Source organism: Bacillus sp. JAS24-2, from assembly GCF_008274905.1.
GTDB lineage: Bacteria > Bacillota > Bacilli > Bacillales > Bacillaceae_G > Bacillus_A > Bacillus_A cereus.
Window position 1 is genome coordinate 662614 of record NZ_CP031068.1, and the last position, 22699, is coordinate 685312.

Below are 22699 nucleotides of genomic sequence, written 5' to 3' on the forward strand. Positions count from 1 at the left end.
TATTTTTCATATTTCGACATAAAGTGAAACTTTAATCAGTGGGGGCTTTGTTCATCCCCCCACTGATTATTAATTGAACCAAGGGATAAAAAGATAGAGGGTCTGACCAGAAAACTGGAGGGCATGATTCTATAACAAAAAGCTTAATGTTTATAGAATTATGTCTTTTTATATAGGGAGGGTAGTAAACAGAGATTTCGACAAAAACGCACCAATTTATCTGAATTTTAAGTTTTATAAAAGGGGAGAAATAGAATGAGAAGAAAAGCACCATTTAAAGTGTTGTCATCATTAGCAATTGCGGCAATTATCGGATGTACATCTGTAATGAGTGCTCCGTTAGCATATGCAGAAACGGCAGCAAAAAAGAAAGATAATGTATCTACAACACCAATTGATTACAATTTAATTCAAGAAGATCGTTTAGCGGAAGCACTGAAAGAAAGAGGAACAATTAATCCATCATCTTCTAAAGAAGAGACGAAAAAAGCTGTTGAGCAATATATTGAAAAGAAACAAGGAGATCAGGCGAATAAAGAAATTCTTCCAGATGCTCACTCACAAGAAACGTCTGATTTCACAAAAAAAGTAAAAGAGAAAAAGATGGAAGAAAAGGAAAATGTAAAAAAAGCTGAAAAAAATGTTAGCCTTGAGCAAAAGCCAGAACCAAATAAAAATCAATTGAATGGGCAAGTTCCAACTTCAAAAGCAAAGCAAGCTCCATATAAGGGATCTGTTCGATCAGATAAAGTATTAGTGCTACTCGTTGAATTTAGTGATTATAAACATAATAATATTGATCAAACACCAGGTTATATGTATTCGAAAGACTTTAGTAGAGAACATTATCAAAAGATGTTGTTCGGTAATGAGCCTTATACTTTATTTGATGGTTCAAAAGTAAAAACGTTTAAACAATACTATGAAGAGCAGTCTGGTGGTAGTTATACGACAGATGGATATGTAACGGAGTGGCTAACTGTTCCAGGAAAAGCATCTGATTATGGAGCTGATGGTAGCAGTGGTCACGATAATAAAGGTCCGAAAGGTGCACGTGATTTAGTGAAAGAAGCTTTGCATGCAGCTGCTGAGAAAGGACTAGATTTATCCCAGTTTGATCAATTTGATAGATATGATACAAACAGGGACGGGAATCAAAATGAACCTGACGGTGTAATTGATCATTTAATGGTAATCCATGCTGGTGTTGGTCAAGAAGCTGGTGGCGGTAAATTAGGTGATGATGCGATCTGGTCACATCGTTCAAAATTAGCAGTAGATCCAGTAGCGATTGAAGGTACGAAATCAAAGGTAGAATACTTTGGTGGTAAAGTAGCAGCACATGATTACACAATTGAACCAGAAGATGGAGCTGTAGGTGTGTTTGCACATGAATTTGGACATGATCTTGGATTACCAGATGAATATGACACGAAATATACTGGAAATGGTTCACCAGTCGAAGCTTGGTCATTAATGAGTGGAGGTAGTTGGACAGGGAAAATCGCAGGAACAGAGCCGACTAGTTTTTCACCACAAAATAAAGACTTCTTACAAAAGAATATGGGTGGCAACTGGGCAAAAATATTAGAAGTAGATTACGATAAAATTAAGAGTGGTGTGGGAGTTCCTACCTATATTGATCAAAGTGTTACGAAATCAAATCGTCCAGGCGTTGTACGTGTTAACTTACCAGGTAAAAGTGTTGAAACGATTAAACCGGAGTTTGGAAAGCATGCATATTATAGTACAAGAGGCGATGATATGCATACAACGTTAGAGACACCATTCTTTGATTTAACAAAGGGAACAAATGCAAAATTCGATTATAAAGCAAATTATGAGTTAGAAGCAGAGTGCGATTTCGTCGAAGTACATGCAGTAACAGAAGATGGAACGAAGACGTTAATTGATAGACTTGGAGAAAAAGTAGTCCAAGGAGATAAAGATACAACAGATGGGAAATGGATTGATAAATCATATGATTTAAGTCAATTTAAAGGCAAAAAAGTGAAACTACAATTCGACTATATTACAGATCCGGCTGTAACATATAAAGGTTTTGCGATGGATAATGTAAATGTAACTGTTGATGGACAAGTTGTATTTTCTGATGATGCAGAAGGAAATTCTAAAATGAATTTAAATGGTTTTGTTGTTTCTGATGGGACAGAGAAGAAAGCTCATTATTACTATTTAGAATGGAGAAACTATGCGGGATCAGATAATGGATTAAAAGCAGGAAAAGGTCCAGTGTACAATACAGGTCTTGTCGTTTGGTATGCAGATGATAGCTTTAAAGATAACTGGGTTGGGATGCATCCAGGTGAAGGATTCCTTGGTGTTGTTGACTCTCATCCAGAAGCGCTAGTTGGTAATTTAAACGGGAAACCAGCATACGGTAATACGGGCATGCAAATTGCAGATGCTGCATTTTCATTTGATAAAACACCAGCATGGAGTGTAAATTCATTAACACGTGGTCAGTTTAACTATTCTGGATTACAAGGTGTTACAACTTTTGATGATTCAAAAGTATATAGTAACAAGCAAATTGCAGACGCAGGAAGAAAAGTTCCAAACCTTGGACTTAAATTCCAAGTTGTTGGACAGGCAGAAGATAAATCGGCAGGCGCTGTTTGGATTAAACGCTAATAACATAAAAGCACATTCTTCATATGAAGAGTGTGCTTTTTAATTTGTACAGTAAGTTATTATTTTAGCTTATGTAATACAAGTCTCTGTTCATATGTAGTGTATCAAATTATGTGGAGAAAGGAAATATTTCCGAGGAAATTGTCGAAGTATCGTCGGTATTTATACACCTTTTTTGTAAAAGAAGAAATGTAGTATTGCCTTTACAGTTTAATTTATTTACATTGTTACTTGGTTACACACAAAAGTAATATATTCGGCAGTAAAAGAGCGCTATTGGATAGTGCTCTTTTTGTAGATAGAAAGGAGTTGAGTTAAATGAAAGAAATAATTGAATGTCCACAGTGTGAAGGAGAGATTACTGCGCAACATATTATTGATCTCCCGCATCCTTTTTCATTCAGATGTCCACACTGCAAGGTGAAGTTAAAAGAAATGAGAATCACACCGTGCTTAATATTAGCAGCAATTTGTATCATTCCACTGTTTATTATAATTGGAGAGAGTATTAAGGAATTACTAGTAAAATATTTTTCTATTATAGATGATGTACCAACTGTACTTATTTTCTTCTTATTTTGTTATCCATTGTATTATTTCTATGAAAAATATAATGCTATATTGTTTATTAAATACGGCTTATTGAAAGTTAAAAGTTGAATTGAATAGGAGATTATCATAATGCTTTGGAAAATATATTTAGTTATTGTAGCAATGTTAGCTATTATTTCGTTAGTAAGGGGCATGTTTCAAACACCAATTCAAAAGTTTGACTTTGTAGTTTCTATTATTACGTGGATAGGGCTCTTTGGTTTTGTATTTGATATACAAATATTAACCTCAATTGTTTGGAAATGTATCTTCTTGTTTAGCGTCATTTGGACTTTAACTGCAGTTTTTGTTTTTCGTTTATATGAGGAGCGAGATGAGCCGTTACCTTTTATATTTAAAGTAATTGGAATTATTCCAACGTTTCCATTATATTACGGATTATATCAATATGCATTTTAAAAAAGACAACGATGGATTATCCCATCATTGTCTTTTTTACTTTGCTTCTTACATAAATCATCCCAGCAAATGTTAATAAAAATGCTGTCCCGATAATGAAGCTGATGCTAGGTGATGCTCCGATTGCGCCGACTGTAAAGGAGCCAGCAACAACTCCTAATGAGAAGAAGGCATAAAATAATCCGAATGCCTTTCCGCGATTATCGTCTGTAGTATTTTCAACGAGTAAAGCGTTAATAGACGGGAAGAGGATTGCGAATCCAATTCCATAAATCATCATTACGATAAAGAGCATACCTTTTGTAGCAAATAATCCGAGTAAAGATAATGCGAATGCCATAACTGCAATTCCGATTAGCATTAGTTTCGAACGATTAAATCGATCGTAAATACGATTTGTTGGAAGCAAGAAGAAGAGGATAGCAGTTATACCAAATACACTTAACATCATGCCTGTTGTGGATGCTTTAAGCGCTAATGCCTCAACTTTTACTGGTAACATATAAGTGACAATTCCTTGTGAAAACATTAATGTGAAAGCACCAATATATGCTTGTAATAACGGTTCTGATTTTAAAAGTTCAACCATATCTTCTTTGTTCATCATTTGCGTTCTTGATGTATCTTTTCTTGATACGTTATTTGGTAAGAAGAATAGAGATACGATCGTACCAAGAGCCATTAAAATAGAAATAGTAATGAAGACCCATTCTACGCCAGCTGTTGCTTTCATAATACCGCTGAAAGCCGGTCCTACGATTGCGGCTGTTCCAACAGCAGCACCAGATAGAGCCATTGCTTTTCCTTGTCTTTTTGCATTTGTTTGTTTTGATAAAAATGTAAAGGCAGCAGGAATTAAAAAGCCATCACTAAATCCATGCATAAAGCGAACAACTAATAGTTGTTCACCACTTTGAACAACGGTGTATAACAAGACTATGAAACTCGTAATTCCCATGCTTATATAAAGGATTTTTTTTGCACCAAATTTATCGACAGCTGCTCCAGCAATAATATTACCGATCATATTAGCGAATGAGTACATACCGACAACTAGCCCGATAATAAGAGGGGTTCCTCCAAGGCTTTGAGCGAAAGTACTCATAATAGGTAATTGTGAAAATGTATCTAAAAATGCCACGATAACGATAAAGTAAATAAAATATTTCAAGCGATATTCACCTCTCCTATGCTATTATGGCATAATGCTAATTTCACCTGCAATGAAATTGAATTAACAGATGTGGAAAAAAGTACAAAGTGACAAAATATTGAACGTTATTTGTAAAAAATTAGTAGAGATGCGATTGTTTTTTTGAAATATATGGATAGAAGTATTATAATAGAATTGTAAACTTCACCAGGTTAAGTATATACATAGAGAGGGATGTATAAAATGAAAGCACTACTTTGGCATAATCAACGTGATGTACGAGTAGAAGAAGTACCAGAACCAACAGTAAAACCAGGAACAGTGAAAATCAAAGTTAAATGGTGTGGTATTTGTGGGACAGACTTGCATGAATATTTAGCAGGGCCTATTTTTATTCCAACAGAAGAACATCCATTAACACATGTGAAAGCACCTGTTATTTTAGGTCATGAGTTTAGTGGTGAGGTAATAGAGATTGGTGAAGGAGTTACATCTCATAAAGTGGGAGACCGCGTTGTTGTAGAACCAATTTATTCTTGTGGTAAATGTGAAGCTTGTAAACATGGACATTACAATGTTTGTGAACAACTTGTTTTCCACGGTCTTGGCGGAGAAGGCGGCGGTTTCTCTGAATATACAGTAGTACCAGAAGATATGGTTCATCACATTCCAGATGAAATGACGTATGAACAAGGTGCGCTTGTAGAACCAGCAGCAGTAGCAGTTCATGCAGTACGTCAAAGTAAATTAAAAGAAGGGGAAGCTGTAGCAGTATTTGGTTGCGGTCCAATTGGACTTCTTGTTATCCAAGCAGCTAAAGCAGCAGGAGCGACTCCTGTTATTGCAGTTGAACTTTCTAAAGAACGTCAAGAGTTAGCGAAATTAGCAGGTGCGGATTATGTATTAAATCCAGCAACTCAAGATGTGTTAGCTGAAATTCGTAACTTAACAAATGGTTTAGGTGTAAATGTTAGCTTTGAAGTAACAGGTGTTGAAGTTGTACTACGACAAGCGATTGAAAGTACAAGCTTCGAAGGACAAACTGTAATTGTTAGTGTATGGGAAAAAGACGCAACAATTACTCCAAATAACTTAGTATTAAAAGAAAAAGAAGTTATTGGTATTTTAGGATACCGTCACATCTTCCCAGCTGTTATTAAATTAATTAGCTCTGGTCAAATTCAAGCAGAGAAATTAATTACGAAAAAAATTACAGTCGATCAAGTTGTTGAAGAAGGATTTGAAGCACTTGTAAAAGATAAAACACAAGTGAAAATTCTTGTTTCACCTAAATAAGATAGAATCGAATAGAGTAGCCCTTTTCTAGAAATAGAAGAGGGCTACTTTTTTTCTATACTGAAAGGTGATAGACTTTCCTTTGACTAAATGTATTTTTGTTTGGAAGGGAGAATCTAATGCTTTCATTTTTGTTAACTTTAAAGCGAATGTTAAGAGCCTGTTTACGAGCGTGGAAAGATAAAGAATTTCAAGTATTATTCGTATTAACAATTTTGACTTTAATATCGGGTACGATTTTTTATAGTACAGTTGAAGAATTACGTCCTATTGACGCTTTATATTTTAGTGTGGTCACGTTGACGACTGTCGGTGATGGGAATTTTAGTCCGCAAACTGATTTCGGAAAGATATTTACAATCTTATACATATTTATTGGGATTGGATTAGTGTTTGGATTTATTCATAAGTTAGCAGTTAATGTACAATTGCCAAGTATATTATCGAATAGAAAAAAAGAGTAAAGCATTCAGATGCTTTACTCTTTTTTTACATTAGTTTAGACAAGCCTTAATAATAGTTTATTAAAATGAAAGTGTATTCATTCATTATATTCACTGTGTATAAAGTTATAATGATATGAACATTTGCATATTTTAATTTATTGATAGAAATTTCGTGAAAGGTGGGATATTCTAGTCATAGGTTAACCGGACGACATCATAGGATCCTAACAAAATGTTTACAATAATTCAATTATAAAATGGAGGATTTTATATGAAAAAGAAAGTACTTGCTTTAGCGGCAGCTATTACATTAGTTGCTCCATTACAAAGTGTTGCATTTGCTCATGAAAATGATGGGGGACAGAGATTTGGAGTTATTCCGCGCTGGTCTGCTGAAGATAAACATAAAGAAGGCGTGAATTCTCATTTATGGATTGTAAACCGTGCAATTGATATTATGTCTCGTAATACCACAATTGTAAAACAAGATCGAGTTGCACTATTAAATGAATGGCGTACGGAGTTAGAGAACGGTATTTATGCTGCTGACTATGAAAATCCTTATTATGATAATAGCACATTTGCTTCACATTTCTATGACCCTGACAATGGGAAAACTTATATTCCGTATGCAAAGCAGGCAAAGGAAACTGGAGCTAAGTATTTTAAATTAGCTGGTGAGTCTTACAAAAATAAAGATATGAAACAAGCATTCTTCTATTTAGGATTATCTCTTCATTATCTAGGGGATGTAAACCAACCGATGCATGCAGCAAACTTTACGAACCTTTCGTATCCACAAGGGTTCCATTCTAAATATGAAAACTTTGTAGATACGATAAAAGATAACTATAAAGTAACGGATGGAAATGGATATTGGAACTGGAAAGGTACGAATCCAGAAGATTGGATTCATGGAGCGGCAGTAGTTGCGAAACAAGATTACGCTGGCATTGTAAATGATAATACGAAAGATTGGTTCGTGAGAGCTGCTGTATCACAAGAATATGCAGATAAATGGCGCGCTGAAGTTACACCAATGACAGGTAAGCGTTTAATGGATGCACAACGTGTTACTGCTGGATATATTCAGCTTTGGTTTGATACGTACGGAAATCGTTAAGTATTTAAAAAAGGTCAAATCTCAGAATAGAGTATTTGGCCTTTTTATCACTATACAATACATGGAGGTGTGAAACGTGAAAGGTAAATTGCTAAAAGGTGTACTTAGCTTAGGTGTTGGTTTAGGAGCTTTATATAGCGGAACGTCAGCTCAAGCAGAAGCGTCTACAAATCAAAACGATACATTAAAAGTGATGACGCATAATGTATATATGCTATCAACAAACTTATATCCGAACTGGGGACAAACTGAGCGTGCTGATTTAATCGGGGCGGCAGATTATATAAAGAATCAAGACGTAGTTATATTAAATGAAGTGTTTGATAATAGCGCATCAGATCGTTTATTAGGGAATTTGAAGAAAGAATATCCAAATCAAACAGCGGTATTAGGTCGTAGTAGTGGTAGCGAATGGGACAAGACGTTAGGAAACTATTCATCTTCAACTCCTGAAGATGGTGGCGTTGCGATTGTGAGCAAATGGCCAATCGCTGAAAAGATTCAATATGTATTTGCAAAAGGATGCGGGCCAGATAATTTATCGAATAAAGGATTTGTATACACGAAAATTAAGAAAAATGATCGTTTCATTCACGTGATTGGTACGCATTTGCAAGCGGAAGATAGCATGTGCGGAAAAACTTCACCTGCATCTGTACGTACAGACCAATTAAAAGAAATTCAAGACTTTATTAAAAATAAAAATATACCAAATAATGAGTATGTGTTAATTGGTGGTGATATGAACGTAAATAAAATAAATGCAGAGAACAAGAATGATTCAGAGTATGCATCTATGTTTAAAACATTGAACGCTTCTGTACCATCTTATACTGGACATACAGCGACTTGGGACGCAACGACAAACAGTATTGCAAAATATAATTTCCCCGATAGTCCTGCTGAGTATTTAGATTATATTATTGCGAGTAAAAACCATGCGAACCCATCGTATATAGAGAATAAGGTGTTACAGCCGAAATCTCCACAATGGACTGTTACATCATGGTTCCAAAAATATACGTATAATGATTACTCTGATCATTATCCAGTAGAGGCGACTATTTCTATGAAGTAGTTTCAAAAAGTTTCTTCGTAAAGAAGAAACTTTTTTTATTTGCAAACAGGAAAATCACACTTTCTTTCCAATATGTATAAGACATATTGAGAAGAGGAGAGAAAAATGTGGATCGAGGAATTTTTAAAGAAGTTCCATTACCGTGTGCATTTTTGGATGAAGTGGCTTTAGATAGAAATATTCAATCAATTATAGAGTTAAGCGGAAATAAAAAGATTCGTATAGCGAGTAAATCGTTACGCTCTGTTCCGATTATGCAAAAGATACTAGCTGCAAATGATCGATTTCAAGGTATTATGTGCTTTTCACCTAGAGAGATTTTATTTTTAATAGAACAAGGATTTAATGATTTATTGCTTGGATATCCTGCTTACGATGAAAGAGCTCTGTATGAAATTAGTTTGTTAACAAAGAAAGGTTTCATTATAACTTGTATGGTGGATTGTGAAGAGCATATTGTGTATTTAGAAAACATTGCTGAGAAATCTAAAGGATGTTTTCGTGTTTGTTTGGATATTGATATGAGTAGTCGTTTCTTTCAATTTCATTTTGGTGTACAAAGGTCCCCAGTAAAAAATGTGCAGGATGCGTTGAAAGTAGTAGAAAAGGTGAGAAGGTCATCATATTTAATGTTAGATGGTGTGATGGGTTATGAAGCTCAAATTGCTGGGGTGGGAGATCATATACCGAATCAATGGTTGAAAAGTAAAGTGATTTCGTATTTAAAGCAGAAATCAGTGCTAGAAGTTAAAGAAAGAAGAGAACATATTGTAAAAGCAATACAAAACATTGGTATTGAGCTAAGGTTTGTAAATGGAGGCGGAACAGGAAGCATAAAAACAACCGAGAAAGATAATTCAGTTTCAGAGATTACAATAGGTTCTGCTTTTTATTCTCCGAAGCTGTTTGATTATTATAAAGAGGTGAAATTTCATCCAGCGGTCGGATTTGCCTTACCAGTTGTGCGTAAACCAGTCCCGTTTATTTACACTTGCCTAGGTGGTGGATATATTGCTTCAGGAGCAGTTGGAAAAGATAAAGAGCCTGAAGTTTGGAGACCGAAGGGTGCAAAATTATTAGTTTTAGAAGGTGCTGGCGAGGTACAAACTCCAATTTTTTATAACGGCGAGGAACGAGTGGATATAGGAGAGACCATTTTGTTTCGTCATAGTAAGGCTGGTGAATTATGTGAACGCTTTCCTTTTTTATATCGTGTTAAAAAAGGAGAGATTGTCGGGGAGTATTCAACATATCGGGGGGATGGCCAATGCTTTCTATAAAGGGACAAAAGTGGAGAAATTGGACAGGGAATGTAGAAGGAACGCCGCATTATACGATGTATCCAGAAAGTATACAAGATGTAGTAGAAGTTGTGGGGCTTGCGCGAAAAAAGGGAAAGAAAATTCGTGTTGTCGGTTCAGGACACTCGTTTACCCCCCTTGTGCAAACGGAAGAAGTTTTAGTTTCTTTAGATGAATTGAAGGGTATTGTGAATATTGATGCAGAGAAGATGGTTGCTGAAGTATGGGCAGGAACAAAGTTATATGATTTAGGGAAGTTACTTGAGGAAAAAGGTTATGCGCAAGAAAATTTAGGGGATATTGATTCGCAATCTATTGCAGGAGCGATTAGTACGGGGACTCATGGAACGGGTATTACCTTTGGGAGTTTATCAACACAAGTTATAGAGATTACGGCAGTTCTATCTAATGGTGAGAGTATAGTTTGTTCGGAAGCTGAGAACGTAGAATATTGGAGAGCGTTTCAGTTGTCACTTGGAATGTTAGGTATCATTGTAAAGATAAAATTGAAGGTTATTCCAGCGTATTCACTCGTTTATGAAAGTGAAAAACAGTCATTATCCACTGTAATGAACAAACTAGAAGAATATAAGAAGCATCGTCATTTTGAATTTTTCGTTTTTCCTTATTCTGATGAAGTACAAGTGAAACTTACGAACGAAACAACGAATAAAGGCAGTGATTTGAAATGGCATAAACTAAAGGTGGAGTTACTTGAAAATAGGATGTTCTCTTTACTATCTAAAGGATGTAAATGGTTTCCTTCTATAAGTAAAGGCGTGAGTCGGTTATCAGCTAAAGCTGTACCAAACACAAAAATAATTGGCCCGAGCTATGAAGTATTTGCTACATCACGTACGGTGCCATTTTATGAAATGGAGTATAGCATTCCTTCAAAGTATATGAGGACGGTTGTAGAAGAAATCTCAAATCTTATTGAAAAGAAAAAGTATAAGGTGCACTTCCCAATCGAATGCCGCTATGTGAAAGGGGATGATATATGGCTTAGTCCGGCCTATGGAAGAGATTCAGCATATATCGCTGTTCATATGTATAAAGGTATGAAATATGCTGCTTACTTTGGCGAAGTGGAAAAGATTTTTCTGAAGTATGAAGGGCGTCCACATTGGGGGAAAATGCATACATTATCGTATGAACAATTACAATATATATATCCAGAGTTTCATTCGTTTTTACAGGTGAGGAAATCTCTAGATGAACTTGGAATGTTTTTTAATCCTTATGCGGAGAAGTTATTTATCCCGCTATTTGTCAGGCAGTAAGACCCCTACCTCAAAATTCAGTGGAAGCAAAGAAGTTAGGTGAGGGCTAATTAAAGTTTCACATTATGTATATGAAAAAGGTGACAAATAATTATTTGTCACCTTTTTTTAGTGTAATTGCATTTCTTGTATGACTAATATGTTCATAAAATAGTAGTTTATCACGGCTAAATACATGCAGTAAAACATGAATAATAAATAGGCCGTTAATGATGAATAGGAATAATAATGTAACGAGTAATACTAAAGGCTCTGTGTGATTTAAAATAGAGCTACTAGAAAGAATATAATTGATTCCACCTAATGCAAAATAAAATATACCGTAGCGAATAAATAGTTCTTTTAATGTAATACGATTTGATTTTCCTTTCACGTGAATGCGAAGCAATGCTTTCCCAATTGTTTTTCCGTTAGTAAAGTATGGAATAATAATAAAGTAAATAAGGATTGAACACGTAATGAAAATGAGTTCATACATATTGGTGTAAGATTGCATATTAGAAACGAAGAAAGAATTTCCTTTGTTTTTAACGACAGGTACGACGATAGATAAGAAAATCCAATCAATTTGCATCGCGATAAGGCGACGAATGAATCCGACTGGTTTCGTTTCCAAATCAATATGACTATCTAACTCGTTTGTCTTCGGAAGGAAGTACGTAAATATTGGTGCAATGATAAAACCAATTACGCCACCTAATGTATTTAAAAACAAATCATCGATATCAAATAATCGGTATGCACAATTGTATATACCGTATAATCCAGTCACTTGTGTTAGCTCGAAAAATAGTGAAAGGAAAAAGGAAATGCAAATTGTTTGTAAGAAACTACGTCGGAAATAATAACGTAAGTAAATACCGAATGGAACAGTTAATAGAACGTTAAAGGCAACTTGTAAAAACGCAGACTCTTTTAATAAGTAGAAATAAGTAGCTGGTTTCGTTAAAACTGCCGATGTATGACTACTAATCTCTTGTATGAAATAAAATGGTGCGAGTTGCATGTGTTGTGTATTAGCCGGTTGTAGGCTACAAGTATCAAACGTTTGTGGCAACGGCAAAATAACAAGAAAATAGGCATTTAATAAGTAAAGTAATAATGAGTATAAAATAAATGAGCGCCATTTATTTAAATAACCGTATTTTCGATAATTAAATATTAAAAAAGGGATTAAAAGAAACATTGCTAAAAAAGGAAATAAAATAAATGCTGTTTTCACTGGAAATAAATATGCAGTCAAAGTAAAACTCCTTTCAATAAAAATTCGTTTATCATTATAGCGCTAAAAATATTTAAATACAAAGTTAAAACCTTTCGAAATAGAAAAAATTACTAATTTGATAGGGATTAAGTTATAATAAATTTAATATAAGGATATTGTGATTATATAAGTTGAGAGAGGGTACAAGAGATGCGATATGAACTTTTTTCTGTAAGTGGGGATCATATTACGACTTTTGAAAGTGCATGGCGTTTTCAGGAGGGAGAACAGATTTTTGTTCATGATGATCAAACAAAACGAAACTTTATTATTATTCGGCTGACGCATGATGTATTTCAACAAAATAAACATGTTATTCGTTTGTATTGTCAAGAGAAGAAAGTGTATGCATAAGAGAAGCCTTCTTGCAGTATGAAAAGTAAGAGGGTCCTTATCTCGTTATTTGTGAACAGCCCAATTGATGAGGGCTGATTAATTTAACTTTATCATTTTGGCCCTCGTAAGGAATAAAAAGAGAAGGATTAATGCACATAGGTAGCATTTGATTTGGAAGAAAGGATATAGCCTTGTATTTTGTGCTTCAAAGTTTCATTGCCTTCTTTTTGAGAAAGCCATGTATGGTAATCTTGATGTGTTTTCCATAACATACGAATCATATACTCTGCCTTATCATTTGTACGATGAACAGGTGAAAACTCTATGTTAATACAACCGTTCGTTCCGGGGGAAGGATAATATTGTTTAAGCCCATAAAGTAGCTCATTTTCATATTCGTACTTAATGTGAATGAGTTTAGTAACTATAAACATATAAACACCTCTTTTACGATAATAGTAGGAAAGATAGAATTACTGTAATAGTGAACTTGATAAATATTATACTATTCTGAAAATTATAAGTAAATAATAGGTTTTAACTTAATAAAGGTATAAAAAAGCGAGTCATTCTATTACACTAGATGACTCGCTTTTAATTTGTAAGTTTTACTTTATAAGAAAATAAGAGTAAGTACACCTACGATAATACAATAGAAAGAGAAATATTTTAAATTTCCTTTTGCCATAATGTTCATAAACCATTTTAGTGAAATATACGTCATGATAAATGTTGCGATGAATGCAACGACATATGGTACGAATAATGTGTCTAGATTTGGGTCATTTGCAATGTCTGTAATGCTTAACAATAAGCCACCTAAGCTAACAGGAATGTATAGTAAGAATGAGAAGCGAAGAGCTGTTTCTTGCTTCATACCAAGTAACATTGCTGCTACGATTGTGGCACCAGATCGGCTTATTCCGGGAATCAGTGCGCAAGCTTGTGCTAATCCGACGATGATTGCATCTTTCATAGAAAGGTCGCCATCATTTTTACGACCGCGTAAATTTCTAATAATCCAAAGGCCGACAGCAGTAATAAGAAGGGAAACCCCAACCATCTTCACACCTTTTAAGTACTGATCGATGTAATCTTTAAATAAAACACCAATAACACCTGCTGGAATGGTTGCAATAACAAGATAAATAATAAAGAAGAAATCTGATTTTGCGTCTTCTGCTCTTGTAAATATATAAGAGAGACCATTCTTCGTTAGACGAATTAAATCATTTCTATAAATAAGTAATACAGCTAATAATGAAGCTGAATTAACAAGTAGTTCGAAGCTAAACCCTTCTATTTTTAGTCCTAGCAAATGTTGTGCTAAAACGAGATGACCACTTGAAGAAATCGGAATTGGTTCTGTTAGTCCTTGGAACAGACCGAGAATTAAATATTTTAAAACGTAGTAAAATTGTTCCATAATAACCTCCTTGTTTATTAGTTGAAAGAAACAACTTTTCCATTATAACAAAGATATGGATGAATATTGAAAAGAAATAAATATTCAAAATAAAATAAAAATCCCTTATAGCAGTATAAGGGATTCTTAATTTTAATTAAGAAGTCACTGTTCCTTGAAGACTTTTAGACAATTGAACATCGACTTTTTCAGCATCATGAATATGATTCATAATAGTAGTATTTAATTTATGGAACATTTGTTGTGTGTTAGCAAATTCTCGTAATATGTCATCATTACAAGACTTTTGGTTTTCGATAGCCTTAATAACATTTGTAGCACCATTTTGTAACGTTTGAATCATAACTAAAATATTTTCAATTCTAGCATTTGTATCGGCGCTCATTTCTACACCTTCATCGACTAAATGTAAATTATCTTTTGTGTTATCATATGCTTTTTCAATTTCTTCTTGAATTTTTTTCGTTAAGTTGCCGATGTTTTTTGTACTTTCTGCTGTACTTTCCGCTAGTTTTCTTACTTCATTGGCAACGACAGCGAATCCTTTACCGTGCTCTCCAGCACGCGCGGCTTCAATACTCGCATTTAATGCAAGTAAATTTGTTTGTGCTGCAATGTTTTGAATGACTTCTACAATTTGCTCGATTTCCTTTGAACGTTCGCTTAGATGATTCATACTATTAGACGTGCGTTGAGATTGTTCACCTAATTTATTAATTACAATAAGTAAGCGGTGAACGGATTCTTTTCCTTCATTAGAGCAGTCAATAATTTCTGCAATAGACTGAATTAAGCTTTGTTCCTTTTGTAACATTTCATTATTTAACTCATTGGAATGTGTCGTACGTGTTGAAACATTTTCGAAACATGAACTTAACTGTTGAACTAAATTTTGAAGTGTATTGTGTTGGTTATTTACAAGTTGATGCTCTTGTACAACGCTTTGTACACGATCGTGGATAGTAGAAATAGTCTCTTGCTTTTCAATATCTTTTTGTTTTAATTCTGCTTCTAATTCTTGTATACGCTCTTCTAATTGAGCAATTGTATGTTGGAGTGATTTTTTTTGAGTAAACATGTATTTATTTCAACCGCCTTCGAAAGTTATATTTTCTCTATATTTGGATTTTAGCATCTTTTGTATTTTTTAAATATAGGAATTGTTAAATATTTAAGAATCTATTACATTTTATTCATAATTCTCTTTTTTTCGTCACGAAAAATAAACTGTATTTAATCGTTTTGTAAACAAACTGTAAAATAAATCATGTATAACTGTATAAGAAGGGAGTCGGATTATGAACTATTTTAAGCGAATCAGCTGTCTAGTATTAGCAGGAATTATCGGTCTTTCTAGTACAGTCGCTGTTAAAGCAGAGTCAAACGACGAGAAACTTAACAACATGCAACAGCAATTGCAACAAAACGATGCAGAAATGCAAAAGAAAGAGCAAGAGAAGCAAGCTGTTAGTAAAGAAATTAAAGGTATCGAAAACGAACTACATAATTTAAATAATACAATTGCAAAAAATAAAGAGGATCAAGCTGCTATTCAACGTAAAATCGATGAAACACATAAGCAGATTGAGCAAAAAAAGCAAGAAATTGTCGTTTTGGAGGATAAAGTCCTTGCTCGTAAAGATATTATGAGAAAACGTATGGTTTCTGTTCAAAACAGTTCAAATACAAGTTTAGTAGTAGAAGTTGTAGTAGAATCAAAAAACTTTGCAGACTTCTTACAACGTATGAACGCAGTTTCTACTATTCTAGAAGCTGATAAAGAAATTTTACGTCTACAAGAACAAGATCTTCGTCAAATTGAAGAAGATAAGAAAACAATTGACGAAAAAGAAGCATCTTTAGTAGTAGACAAACAAAAATTAGCAAAAGCGCAAGCTGAACTGCAAGATAACTTGAAAAAGCGTCAAGATAACTTACAAACAGTTCAAGCTAAATATAATGAAGTTGCAAGTCAACTTAATTTAGCAGCGGAAGAAAAAGCTAAAATTGAATCAAATATGAAGACAGTACAAGAAACGATTGCTCGTGAGCAAGAAGCAGCAAGAATCGCAGCGGAAGAGCGTGCAAAAGCAGAAGCAGCTGCAAAAGCAGAGCAAGAAGCTTTTGCGAAAGCACAAGCAGAAATTGCTGAAAAGCAAAAGCAGGAAAAAGCTAGTAAACCAGCTGAACCAGTTGCTAATAATAATTCGAAGGTAGAACCTGCAAAACCTGAACCAATTTCTAAGCCAACTGCTGGTGGGAAAGAAATTTATGTAGAAGCTACAGCTTATACAGCTGATCCAGGGGAAAATGGTTATGCACCAGGTCAACAAGTATTTTCTGCATGGGGACACTATAACTTAACTGCAAACCCAGGAATGAAATTAATTGCTGTAGATCCAAATGTTATTCCATTAGGTAAGACTGTAAATGTTGAAGGTTATGGAGTAGCAATTGCAGCCGATACTGGTGGAGCTATTAAGGGGCATAGAATTGATGTTTTAATGCCAGATAAAGGTTCATCAAGTAGTTGGGGCAGAAGAACAGTTAAAGTTACAATTTTAAACTAACACGTAATCCAACTTTACAATACGTAGAGTTGGATTTTTTTATAATAATAATGTTAAGTTAAGTTTACATTTTGTTAAGGATAGCATACAATAATGGTGAGAGGTGGTAAATTTGGCCATTTTAAACAGAGTAAAAGAATTAAGAGCTCGTTTTAATTTTACGCAAAGTGTATTAGCAGAAAAGGTTGGAGTAACGAGACAAACAATTGCTGCAATTGAAAAAGGGGATTACGTTCCTTCATTGTTATTAGCACTTACGATTTGTGATGTGTTCCAGTTAAAGATGGAAGACGTGTTTGTTTTAAATAAGGAGGGGGAAGAGGATGAATAGAATTGTTTTTTCTTATATCATAAACGTGCTTTATACTGCTTTAGCATGCTGGACATTTGTTGAATTTTATAGTGTTATTACAGAGTTAGCACATATAATTAAAAACGAGAAATTCCCATTTGAAGTATGGTTTAATGGAGTACCATTCATTTTATTATTTATTGGAGCAATTATAGTTACAATTTTTTATAGAATTCAAAAGAAAAAATATAAGAATTTATCTTTTTGGATGTATCCATTATTATTTCCACTAGAAGATGAACGTGAAAAAGCGATTACGGATAAAGCTTGTAGAACAACATTTGTATCGTTATGGTTTGTGTTACCTTGTGCAGTTGGATTTTTAACTTTTTCGCCTATTATTAATGAATATCTTCCTGGATACCCATTATATATTCTATTTTCTATTTTCTTTATTCAAATGACAGTATTTCACGTATCACTATACAGAAATAAATTAGCTTAAAAAGAAACCTTCTTGCACCGGCAAGAAGGTTTCTTTTTAAGCTAATACTTGTACATATAGCGATATTATTTTATCATTTTATATAGAGTAAGATTTTGTAAGGGAAAGGAACTGTGTATGAATAAGCAAAGAATTTATAGTATAGTAGCAATTCTGCTATTTGTTGTAGGTGGCGTGTTAATTGGAAAGCCATTTTATGATGGATATCAGGCTGAAAAGAAACAGACTGAAAATGTGCAGGCTGTTCAAAAGATGGATTATGAAAAGCATGAGACGGAATTTGTAGATGCTTCCAAAATTAATCAACCAGACTTGGCGGAAGTAGCGAATGCATCATTAGATAAGAAACAAGTAATTGGTCGTATTTCGATTCCAAGTGTTTCAGTAGAACTGCCTGTTTTAAAAGCTTCTACTGAAAAAAACTTATTATCAGGTGCAGCGACAGTAAAAGAGAATCAAGTTATGGGAAAAGGAAATTACGCATTAGCAGGACATAATATGTCTAAAAAAGGTGTTTTATTTAGTGATATAGCTTCTTTGAAAAAAGGCGATAAAATTTATTTGTATGACAATGAAAATGAATATGAGTATGCGGTTACTGGTGTATCTGAAGTGACTCCTGATAAGTGGGAAGTTGTAGAGGATCATGGGAAAGATGAGATAACGCTTATTACATGTGTATCTGTAAAGGACAATTCTAAGCGTTATGTTGTTGCTGGTGATTTAGTAGGAACGAAGGCGAAGAAGTAAAAAAGAAGGGGAACTCTTTAAAGAGTTCCCCTTCTTTTTTACTAATGTTGAGAAATAATAGAATATTTCGGTTTGTATTTAATTATTCTTCTATTTATGTATAATAAATTTAGAATTCTATATTTTGGGAGGAACAAGAGTGAGACAACAGGTGAAGAAACTTCTTTTAACAACGAGTATAGCGTTATTGGTAGCTCCAATTTCAGCTTATGCGCATCCAGGGCGTACAGATGCTAATGGCGGACATACGTGTCGTACAAATTGTGAGAAGTGGGGATTACAGTACGGGGAATATCATTATCACAATAAACCAGCTTCTAGTAGTGGCGCAACGAGCCCAGCTCCTAGTCAGAATAATAATAGTGCTGTAGAAGCTGAGAGACAAGCAGAAGCACAGCGCAATACTGAGGCTGAAAAACAACGTGCTGCAGAAGCACAGCGTAAAGCTGAAGAAGAGAGACAACGTGTAGCCGAGGAACAAAGAAAAGCTGAAGAGGCACGTAAGCAAGAGGAAGCGCAGCGCCAAGCTGATATGGAAAAAGGTCAACTTGAAGGTCAAAAGAATGGAGAAACTGATTTTAAAGAAGGAAAAAATGATGCAGAAGTGCATGTAGCTGGAAAATCTGATGCATATAAACAAGCGTTTAAAGCGACTTATGTAGCCGCATGGTCTTTAGAAGAGCAGAAGAAAACGCATTTTGAAAAAGGAAAAGAACAAGGTTTAGCACAAGAGACAATGGACGATAGTCAAGTTGCTCCAGAGTTTAAGGTAAACTTTGCAGACGGATTCAAAGTAGGGAATAAAGAAAGAACAGAAAAAATTGAAAAAGAGCAAGCTGAATTAGGGGAAAAGACAGGGAAAGAACTAGCTGAAAAGAATCCTGGAAATAGAGAGAAAGAAGTATACGTGAAGGCATATGAAAAAGCGTATGAAAAAGGCTATAAGTCTACAAAAAAGGCAGTAGAAAAGGCTGGCTATAAGTATGCATTTGAAAACTATGATTTAAAAGTTCCTGCTAAGTATGAACGAAATGAATTGTTAAAGAAATGGTTTACTGAAGGATTTAAATCGAATAAAAAAGCAGCGGAAATTCGAGAAGAAGGGTATAAAAAGGGAGATAGCTGGTTCTCATTTTTCTATAAGAGTTTCGTACCAAGTGAATATAAAGAATATAAAGAGCTGTACGAACAAGCAATAGAAAAAGGTAAAACAGTATAAAAAAAGATGAGGAGAAATTCCTCATCTTTTTTAATCCATCCATTTTACTAATTTCTTAGAAATTAATAATAAAACACAGCCTAATACAATTGCCACAGCGCCAATAACTGTGAATACTTCAGCGTATCCAAGTGAAGTTGTGAAGCTTGCAAGTTGTCCGCCTAAAATGTTGGCGATACCTGAACTTGCTAGCCATACACCCATTAATAAAGATGCTAATTTTACCGGAGCAAGCGCACTAACCATTGATAGTCCGACAGGTGATAAGAATAGCTCACCTAACGTATGGAAAAGATACGTAAAGACGATAAACAGTAAGTTTGCTTTTTCTGTAATGTTATGTTCATCACTACCTGTTTTTAATGTAGCGATAACGAGAATGATATAACCGATACCGAGCAAGATCATACCAAGTCCCATTTTAGTTGGGATTTTTAAATCACCTTGCTTGCGAGTTGCAAGTTTTGCCCATAATGCAGAAATGACTGGAGCAAGTAAAATAATAAATAATGGATTGACCGATTGGAACCAAGATGTTGGAACTTCCCATCCGAACACAGAGCGGTCTACAAATTTGTTTGTATATAATGTTAATGAGCTACCAGCTTGTTCAAAGCCAGCCCAGAAGAAGACAACGAAGCATGTTAAAATGACGATAACTGCGGTACGTTGTTTTTCTTTTTTTGTTAACGGTGTATCTCCTACTGATGGTTGTCCAGCAGCTGTTTGTAAATCACGAGTTGGTTTTTTACCGATATTACCAAGGAAGCGATTTGATAGTGTTGTAAATAAAATTTGTCCAATGATCATTCCGATTGAAGCGGCTAAGAAACCGTAACGGAATCCGTAATGTACAACGCCATCAACTGTTGTTTTGAATAAATTTTCTGATAAAAATCCGCAAACGAGTGGAGCTAAAAATGACCCGACGTTAATACCCATATAGAAAATGGTAAATGCACTATCACGTTTTGGATCGTTCTCTTCGTATAATTCTCCAACCAGTGTAGAGATGTTCGGTTTGAAGAATCCGTTACCTATAATAATAAGCGCTAATCCGAGGTATAGGCCTAATTGGTTTTGCAAGGCAAATAGTGTAAGGTTACCGATTGCCATTGTTATACCACCAATTGTGATTGCTTTTCGTCTACCTAGAAAACGGTCTGTTAAGTAGCCACCAATCATTGGTGTGAAATAACAGGCTCCAGTATAAAATCCGTAAATAGAGAGTGCCCATGCGGGACTAAACCCAAGACCACCGCTTACTAAAGCTGTCGTTAAATATAATGTTAATAATCCTCGTAATCCATAGTAACTAAATCTTTCCCACATTTCTGTAAAGAAGAGTAAGTATAAACCTGGAGGATGTTTCTTTTTTCTTTGTTGTTCTCTTTCTAGTTGTATCGCTGATTCCATGTTATTTTCCTCCTGACACAAACAAAAACAAAGTTAATAATTTTGTACATTTAATATTTTACCTTATTAACTATTATAAGTCAATAAAGGTTGATTTTTCAGAAGAAATTGGAAAAGAGGAATAGCTATAGAATGGGTGTTTCTTTTGTGATAGACTATGGACTATGTTTTCTTTGTAAGGAAGCGGGTTATTGTACTTTTTATATGTGAAATTGATTTCATAAAAGATGAAATTAAAGAAGGAGAAAGAAATGAAATTGTTAGAGAAAAAAGAAATTTTACTTATTAGCCTTATGTTATTCTCTATGTTCTTTGGAGCAGGGAATCTTATATTTCCACCTTTCCTTGGGTATGAAGCAGGAGAACATGTTTGGATTTCATTAGTAGGGTTTATTATATCAGCAACAGGTCTTCCTATATTAGGTGTTATCTCTATTGCAAAAGCAGGAAGTTTTCAAACGTTAGCGGGTAGGGTTCATTCTTCATTTGCAATTATTTTTCCATGTATCGTGTATGTATTTATTGGACCTGGGCTTGGTATACCACGTGCGGGAAGTTTAGCTTTTGAAATGGGGCCAGGTCAGTTATTCCCTGAAGCAGGAAGCGGACTATTGTTGTTTTACACAGTTATTTTCTTTAGTATTGTTTACTGGTTAAGTTTATCTCCATCTAAATTAATGGGATTGTTTGGAAAAGTATTGACGCCGTTATTATTATGTATGATTGCACTTATTTTTATAAAGAGTATGTTTACACCGGTAGGAGATATGAAAGAACCAATAGGGAACTATGGACAAGCTCCTATGTTTCAAGGGTTTTTAGATGGATATTTAACAATGGATGCGTTAGCTGCTTTAATCTTTGGAATTGTTATTGCGAATGCATTACGTGCAAAGGGTATTGAAGATGATAAAAGTTTAGCGAAATATATGAGTATTGCTGGCATCGGGGCAGGACTATTATTATCGATTATTTATGTCATCCTTGGATATGTGGGGGCAATTAGTGGCTCATTAGGAACATTCGATAACGGTGCGAAAGTGTTAGCGCAAGTTATGACTACATTATTTGGACAGGGCGGAGTCGTTTTATTAGGTCTTATTTTTACTATCGCATGTTTATGTGTTTCAATTGGACTTGTTACGTCTTGTAGTCAATTTTTTGCGAGTGCATTTCCGAAAGTATCTTATAAAGTGTGGGCATTTATAGTAAGCGTTGTTAGTATGATCTTAGCTAATTTAGGATTAACGCAAATTTTAAAAGTATCAGTACCAATTCTTGGATTTATTTATCCAATTGCATTAACTCTTATTATTCTAGGGTTATTCCATAAGTATATTGGAAAGTATGCATACGTATATGCAGTAACTGTTTGGGTTGTAGCGATATTTAGTGCAATTGATATTTTAAATAAAAATGTAATGATGAATCAGTGGACGTCAGCATTAAAATACATTCCGTTTTATACAGAAGGTGTTGGGTGGATTGTTCCAGCTATTGTAGGCATGTGTCTTGGTTTCATCGTTAGCATTGTTCTAAATAAGAATAAATGAGTAAAAAGGTGTTTTCCTATTT

Annotated in this window: 21 protein-coding genes and 1 pseudogene; 16 read left to right on the forward strand and 6 right to left on the reverse strand. The window is 34.5% G+C overall.

Annotation, left to right across the window (positions count from 1 at the left end; all coding sequences use genetic code 11):
* Nucleotides 1–255: 255 nt before the first annotated feature.
* The 3 genes from inhA2 to DN407_RS03430 all read left to right on the forward strand — a co-directional run bounded on the left by inhA2 (nucleotide 256) and on the right by DN407_RS03430 (nucleotide 3666).
* Complete coding sequence (gene inhA2 / locus DN407_RS03420) at nucleotides 256–2655, forward strand: M6 family metalloprotease immune inhibitor InhA2 (RefSeq protein WP_149216012.1); 2400 nt, start codon at nucleotides 256–258, stop codon at nucleotides 2653–2655.
* 318 nt (nucleotides 2656–2973) lie between these two features.
* On the forward strand, nucleotides 2974–3315 hold the full coding sequence (locus tag DN407_RS03425) for a hypothetical protein (protein ID WP_000658666.1): 342 nt from the start codon (nucleotides 2974–2976) through the stop codon (nucleotides 3313–3315).
* Between the two features lie 21 nt (nucleotides 3316–3336).
* Nucleotides 3337–3666, forward strand: a complete 330-nt coding sequence (locus tag DN407_RS03430) for a hypothetical protein (RefSeq protein WP_149216013.1) — start codon at nucleotides 3337–3339, stop codon at nucleotides 3664–3666.
* 16 nt (nucleotides 3667–3682) lie between these two features.
* Here the strand turns inward: DN407_RS03430 and DN407_RS03435 are convergent, their stop codons facing one another.
* A complete protein-coding gene (locus tag DN407_RS03435; protein ID WP_000873271.1) occupies nucleotides 3683–4837 on the reverse strand; it encodes an MFS transporter in 1155 nt (384 codons plus the stop codon).
* A gap of 225 nt (nucleotides 4838–5062) precedes the next feature.
* Here DN407_RS03435 and bdhA point away from each other — a divergent pair, with 225 nt between their 5' ends.
* The 6 genes from bdhA to DN407_RS03465 all read left to right on the forward strand — a co-directional run bounded on the left by bdhA (nucleotide 5063) and on the right by DN407_RS03465 (nucleotide 11346).
* The gene (gene bdhA / locus DN407_RS03440; RefSeq protein ID WP_000645827.1) at nucleotides 5063–6115 is read left to right on the forward strand and encodes a (R,R)-butanediol dehydrogenase; all 1053 of its coding nucleotides are present in this window, start codon (nucleotides 5063–5065) and stop codon (nucleotides 6113–6115) included.
* 119 nt (nucleotides 6116–6234) lie between these two features.
* A complete protein-coding gene (locus tag DN407_RS03445; RefSeq protein WP_000948209.1) occupies nucleotides 6235–6579 on the forward strand; it encodes a potassium channel family protein in 345 nt (114 codons plus the stop codon).
* Nucleotides 6580–6832: 253 nt separating this feature from the next.
* Nucleotides 6833–7684 carry a phospholipase CerA gene (gene cerA / locus DN407_RS03450; protein ID WP_149216014.1) on the forward strand — a complete coding sequence of 284 codons (852 nt, stop codon included), beginning with the start codon at nucleotides 6833–6835 and terminating at the stop codon, nucleotides 7682–7684.
* 76 nt (nucleotides 7685–7760) lie between these two features.
* Nucleotides 7761–8762, forward strand: coding sequence for a sphingomyelinase C (sph, locus tag DN407_RS03455; protein ID WP_149216015.1), 1002 nt, complete (start codon nucleotides 7761–7763; stop codon nucleotides 8760–8762).
* 107 nt (nucleotides 8763–8869) lie between these two features.
* Entirely contained in the window at nucleotides 8870–10042 is a 1173-nt protein-coding gene (locus DN407_RS03460; protein WP_149216016.1) for an amino acid deaminase/aldolase, read from the forward strand.
* Nucleotides 10030–11346, forward strand: a complete 1317-nt coding sequence (locus DN407_RS03465) for a D-arabinono-1,4-lactone oxidase (protein ID WP_000948950.1) — start codon at nucleotides 10030–10032, stop codon at nucleotides 11344–11346. Before DN407_RS03460 ends, DN407_RS03465 begins: the two co-directional genes overlap by 13 nt.
* A gap of 91 nt (nucleotides 11347–11437) precedes the next feature.
* Here the strand turns inward: DN407_RS03465 and DN407_RS03470 are convergent, their stop codons facing one another.
* Nucleotides 11438–12589, reverse strand: coding sequence for a VanZ family protein (locus DN407_RS03470; RefSeq protein ID WP_000128014.1), 1152 nt, complete (start codon nucleotides 12587–12589; stop codon nucleotides 11438–11440).
* Nucleotides 12590–12760: 171 nt separating this feature from the next.
* On the opposite strand from DN407_RS03470, the gene DN407_RS03475 reads away from it, so the two are divergent.
* Nucleotides 12761–12964 carry a hypothetical protein gene (locus tag DN407_RS03475; protein ID WP_001268332.1) on the forward strand — a complete coding sequence of 68 codons (204 nt, stop codon included), beginning with the start codon at nucleotides 12761–12763 and terminating at the stop codon, nucleotides 12962–12964.
* Nucleotides 12965–13092: 128 nt separating this feature from the next.
* Here the strand turns inward: DN407_RS03475 and DN407_RS03480 are convergent, their stop codons facing one another.
* From DN407_RS03480 to DN407_RS32890, 3 genes and pseudogenes are all read right to left on the reverse strand, one after another.
* Nucleotides 13093–13380 carry a hypothetical protein gene (locus tag DN407_RS03480; protein WP_149216017.1) on the reverse strand — a complete coding sequence of 96 codons (288 nt, stop codon included), beginning with the start codon at nucleotides 13378–13380 and terminating at the stop codon, nucleotides 13093–13095.
* 179 nt (nucleotides 13381–13559) lie between these two features.
* A complete protein-coding gene (locus DN407_RS03485; RefSeq protein ID WP_000434796.1) occupies nucleotides 13560–14372 on the reverse strand; it encodes an undecaprenyl-diphosphate phosphatase in 813 nt (270 codons plus the stop codon).
* A 136-nt stretch (nucleotides 14373–14508) separates the two neighbouring features.
* Nucleotides 14509–15039 (reverse strand): annotated as a pseudogene (locus tag DN407_RS32890) (methyl-accepting chemotaxis protein); the annotation flags it as partial.
* A gap of 631 nt (nucleotides 15040–15670) precedes the next feature.
* Between DN407_RS32890 and DN407_RS03495 the strand changes: the two are divergent.
* The 5 genes from DN407_RS03495 to DN407_RS03515 all read left to right on the forward strand — a co-directional run bounded on the left by DN407_RS03495 (nucleotide 15671) and on the right by DN407_RS03515 (nucleotide 19708).
* Nucleotides 15671–16942, forward strand: coding sequence for a 3D domain-containing protein (locus DN407_RS03495; RefSeq protein ID WP_149216018.1), 1272 nt, complete (start codon nucleotides 15671–15673; stop codon nucleotides 16940–16942).
* 112 nt (nucleotides 16943–17054) lie between these two features.
* Complete coding sequence (locus DN407_RS03500) at nucleotides 17055–17273, forward strand: helix-turn-helix transcriptional regulator (protein ID WP_000996295.1); 219 nt, start codon at nucleotides 17055–17057, stop codon at nucleotides 17271–17273.
* On the forward strand, nucleotides 17266–17739 hold the full coding sequence (locus tag DN407_RS03505; protein ID WP_001080044.1) for a DUF2178 domain-containing protein: 474 nt from the start codon (nucleotides 17266–17268) through the stop codon (nucleotides 17737–17739). The genes DN407_RS03500 and DN407_RS03505 overlap by 8 nt, the downstream gene beginning before the upstream one ends.
* A 117-nt stretch (nucleotides 17740–17856) precedes the next feature.
* A complete protein-coding gene (locus DN407_RS03510; protein ID WP_001041724.1) occupies nucleotides 17857–18489 on the forward strand; it encodes a class A sortase in 633 nt (210 codons plus the stop codon).
* 139 nt (nucleotides 18490–18628) lie between these two features.
* Complete coding sequence (locus DN407_RS03515; protein ID WP_149216019.1) at nucleotides 18629–19708, forward strand: YHYH domain-containing protein; 1080 nt, start codon at nucleotides 18629–18631, stop codon at nucleotides 19706–19708.
* Between the two features lie 30 nt (nucleotides 19709–19738).
* Here DN407_RS03515 and DN407_RS03520 read toward each other — a convergent pair whose 3' ends face one another.
* A complete protein-coding gene (locus DN407_RS03520) occupies nucleotides 19739–21124 on the reverse strand; it encodes a peptide MFS transporter (protein ID WP_000443143.1) in 1386 nt (461 codons plus the stop codon).
* A gap of 251 nt (nucleotides 21125–21375) precedes the next feature.
* Here DN407_RS03520 and brnQ1 point away from each other — a divergent pair, with 251 nt between their 5' ends.
* Entirely contained in the window at nucleotides 21376–22677 is a 1302-nt protein-coding gene (gene brnQ1, locus DN407_RS03525) for a branched-chain amino acid transport system II carrier protein BrnQ1 (protein WP_058839591.1), read from the forward strand.
* The last annotated feature ends 22 nt before the right edge of the window (nucleotides 22678–22699 follow it).

Excerpts from the sequence above, each read along its gene's own strand:
- DN407_RS03485 (WP_000434796.1), bottom strand. The coding sequence starts at position 14,372 with ATGGAACAATTTTACTACGTTTTAAAATATTTAATTCTCGGTCTGTTC.
- DN407_RS03510 (WP_001041724.1), top strand. The coding sequence starts at position 17,857 with ATGAATAAGCAAAGAATTTATAGTATAGTAGCAATTCTGCTATTTGTT.
- DN407_RS03425 (WP_000658666.1), top strand. The coding sequence starts at position 2,974 with ATGAAAGAAATAATTGAATGTCCACAGTGTGAAGGAGAGATTACTGCG.
- cerA (WP_149216014.1), top strand. The coding sequence starts at position 6,833 with ATGAAAAAGAAAGTACTTGCTTTAGCGGCAGCTATTACATTAGTTGCT.
- DN407_RS03520 (WP_000443143.1), bottom strand. The coding sequence starts at position 21,124 with ATGGAATCAGCGATACAACTAGAAAGAGAACAACAAAGAAAAAAGAAA.
- brnQ1 (WP_058839591.1), top strand. The coding sequence starts at position 21,376 with ATGAAATTGTTAGAGAAAAAAGAAATTTTACTTATTAGCCTTATGTTA.
- DN407_RS03465 (WP_000948950.1), top strand. The coding sequence starts at position 10,030 with ATGCTTTCTATAAAGGGACAAAAGTGGAGAAATTGGACAGGGAATGTA.
- DN407_RS03505 (WP_001080044.1), top strand. The coding sequence starts at position 17,266 with ATGAATAGAATTGTTTTTTCTTATATCATAAACGTGCTTTATACTGCT.
- DN407_RS03445 (WP_000948209.1), top strand. The coding sequence starts at position 6,235 with ATGCTTTCATTTTTGTTAACTTTAAAGCGAATGTTAAGAGCCTGTTTA.
- DN407_RS03430 (WP_149216013.1), top strand. The coding sequence starts at position 3,337 with ATGCTTTGGAAAATATATTTAGTTATTGTAGCAATGTTAGCTATTATT.
- DN407_RS03495 (WP_149216018.1), top strand. The coding sequence starts at position 15,671 with ATGAACTATTTTAAGCGAATCAGCTGTCTAGTATTAGCAGGAATTATC.
- DN407_RS03480 (WP_149216017.1), bottom strand. The coding sequence starts at position 13,380 with ATGTTTATAGTTACTAAACTCATTCACATTAAGTACGAATATGAAAAT.
- DN407_RS03475 (WP_001268332.1), top strand. The coding sequence starts at position 12,761 with ATGCGATATGAACTTTTTTCTGTAAGTGGGGATCATATTACGACTTTT.
- bdhA (WP_000645827.1), top strand. The coding sequence starts at position 5,063 with ATGAAAGCACTACTTTGGCATAATCAACGTGATGTACGAGTAGAAGAA.
- inhA2 (WP_149216012.1), top strand. The coding sequence starts at position 256 with ATGAGAAGAAAAGCACCATTTAAAGTGTTGTCATCATTAGCAATTGCG.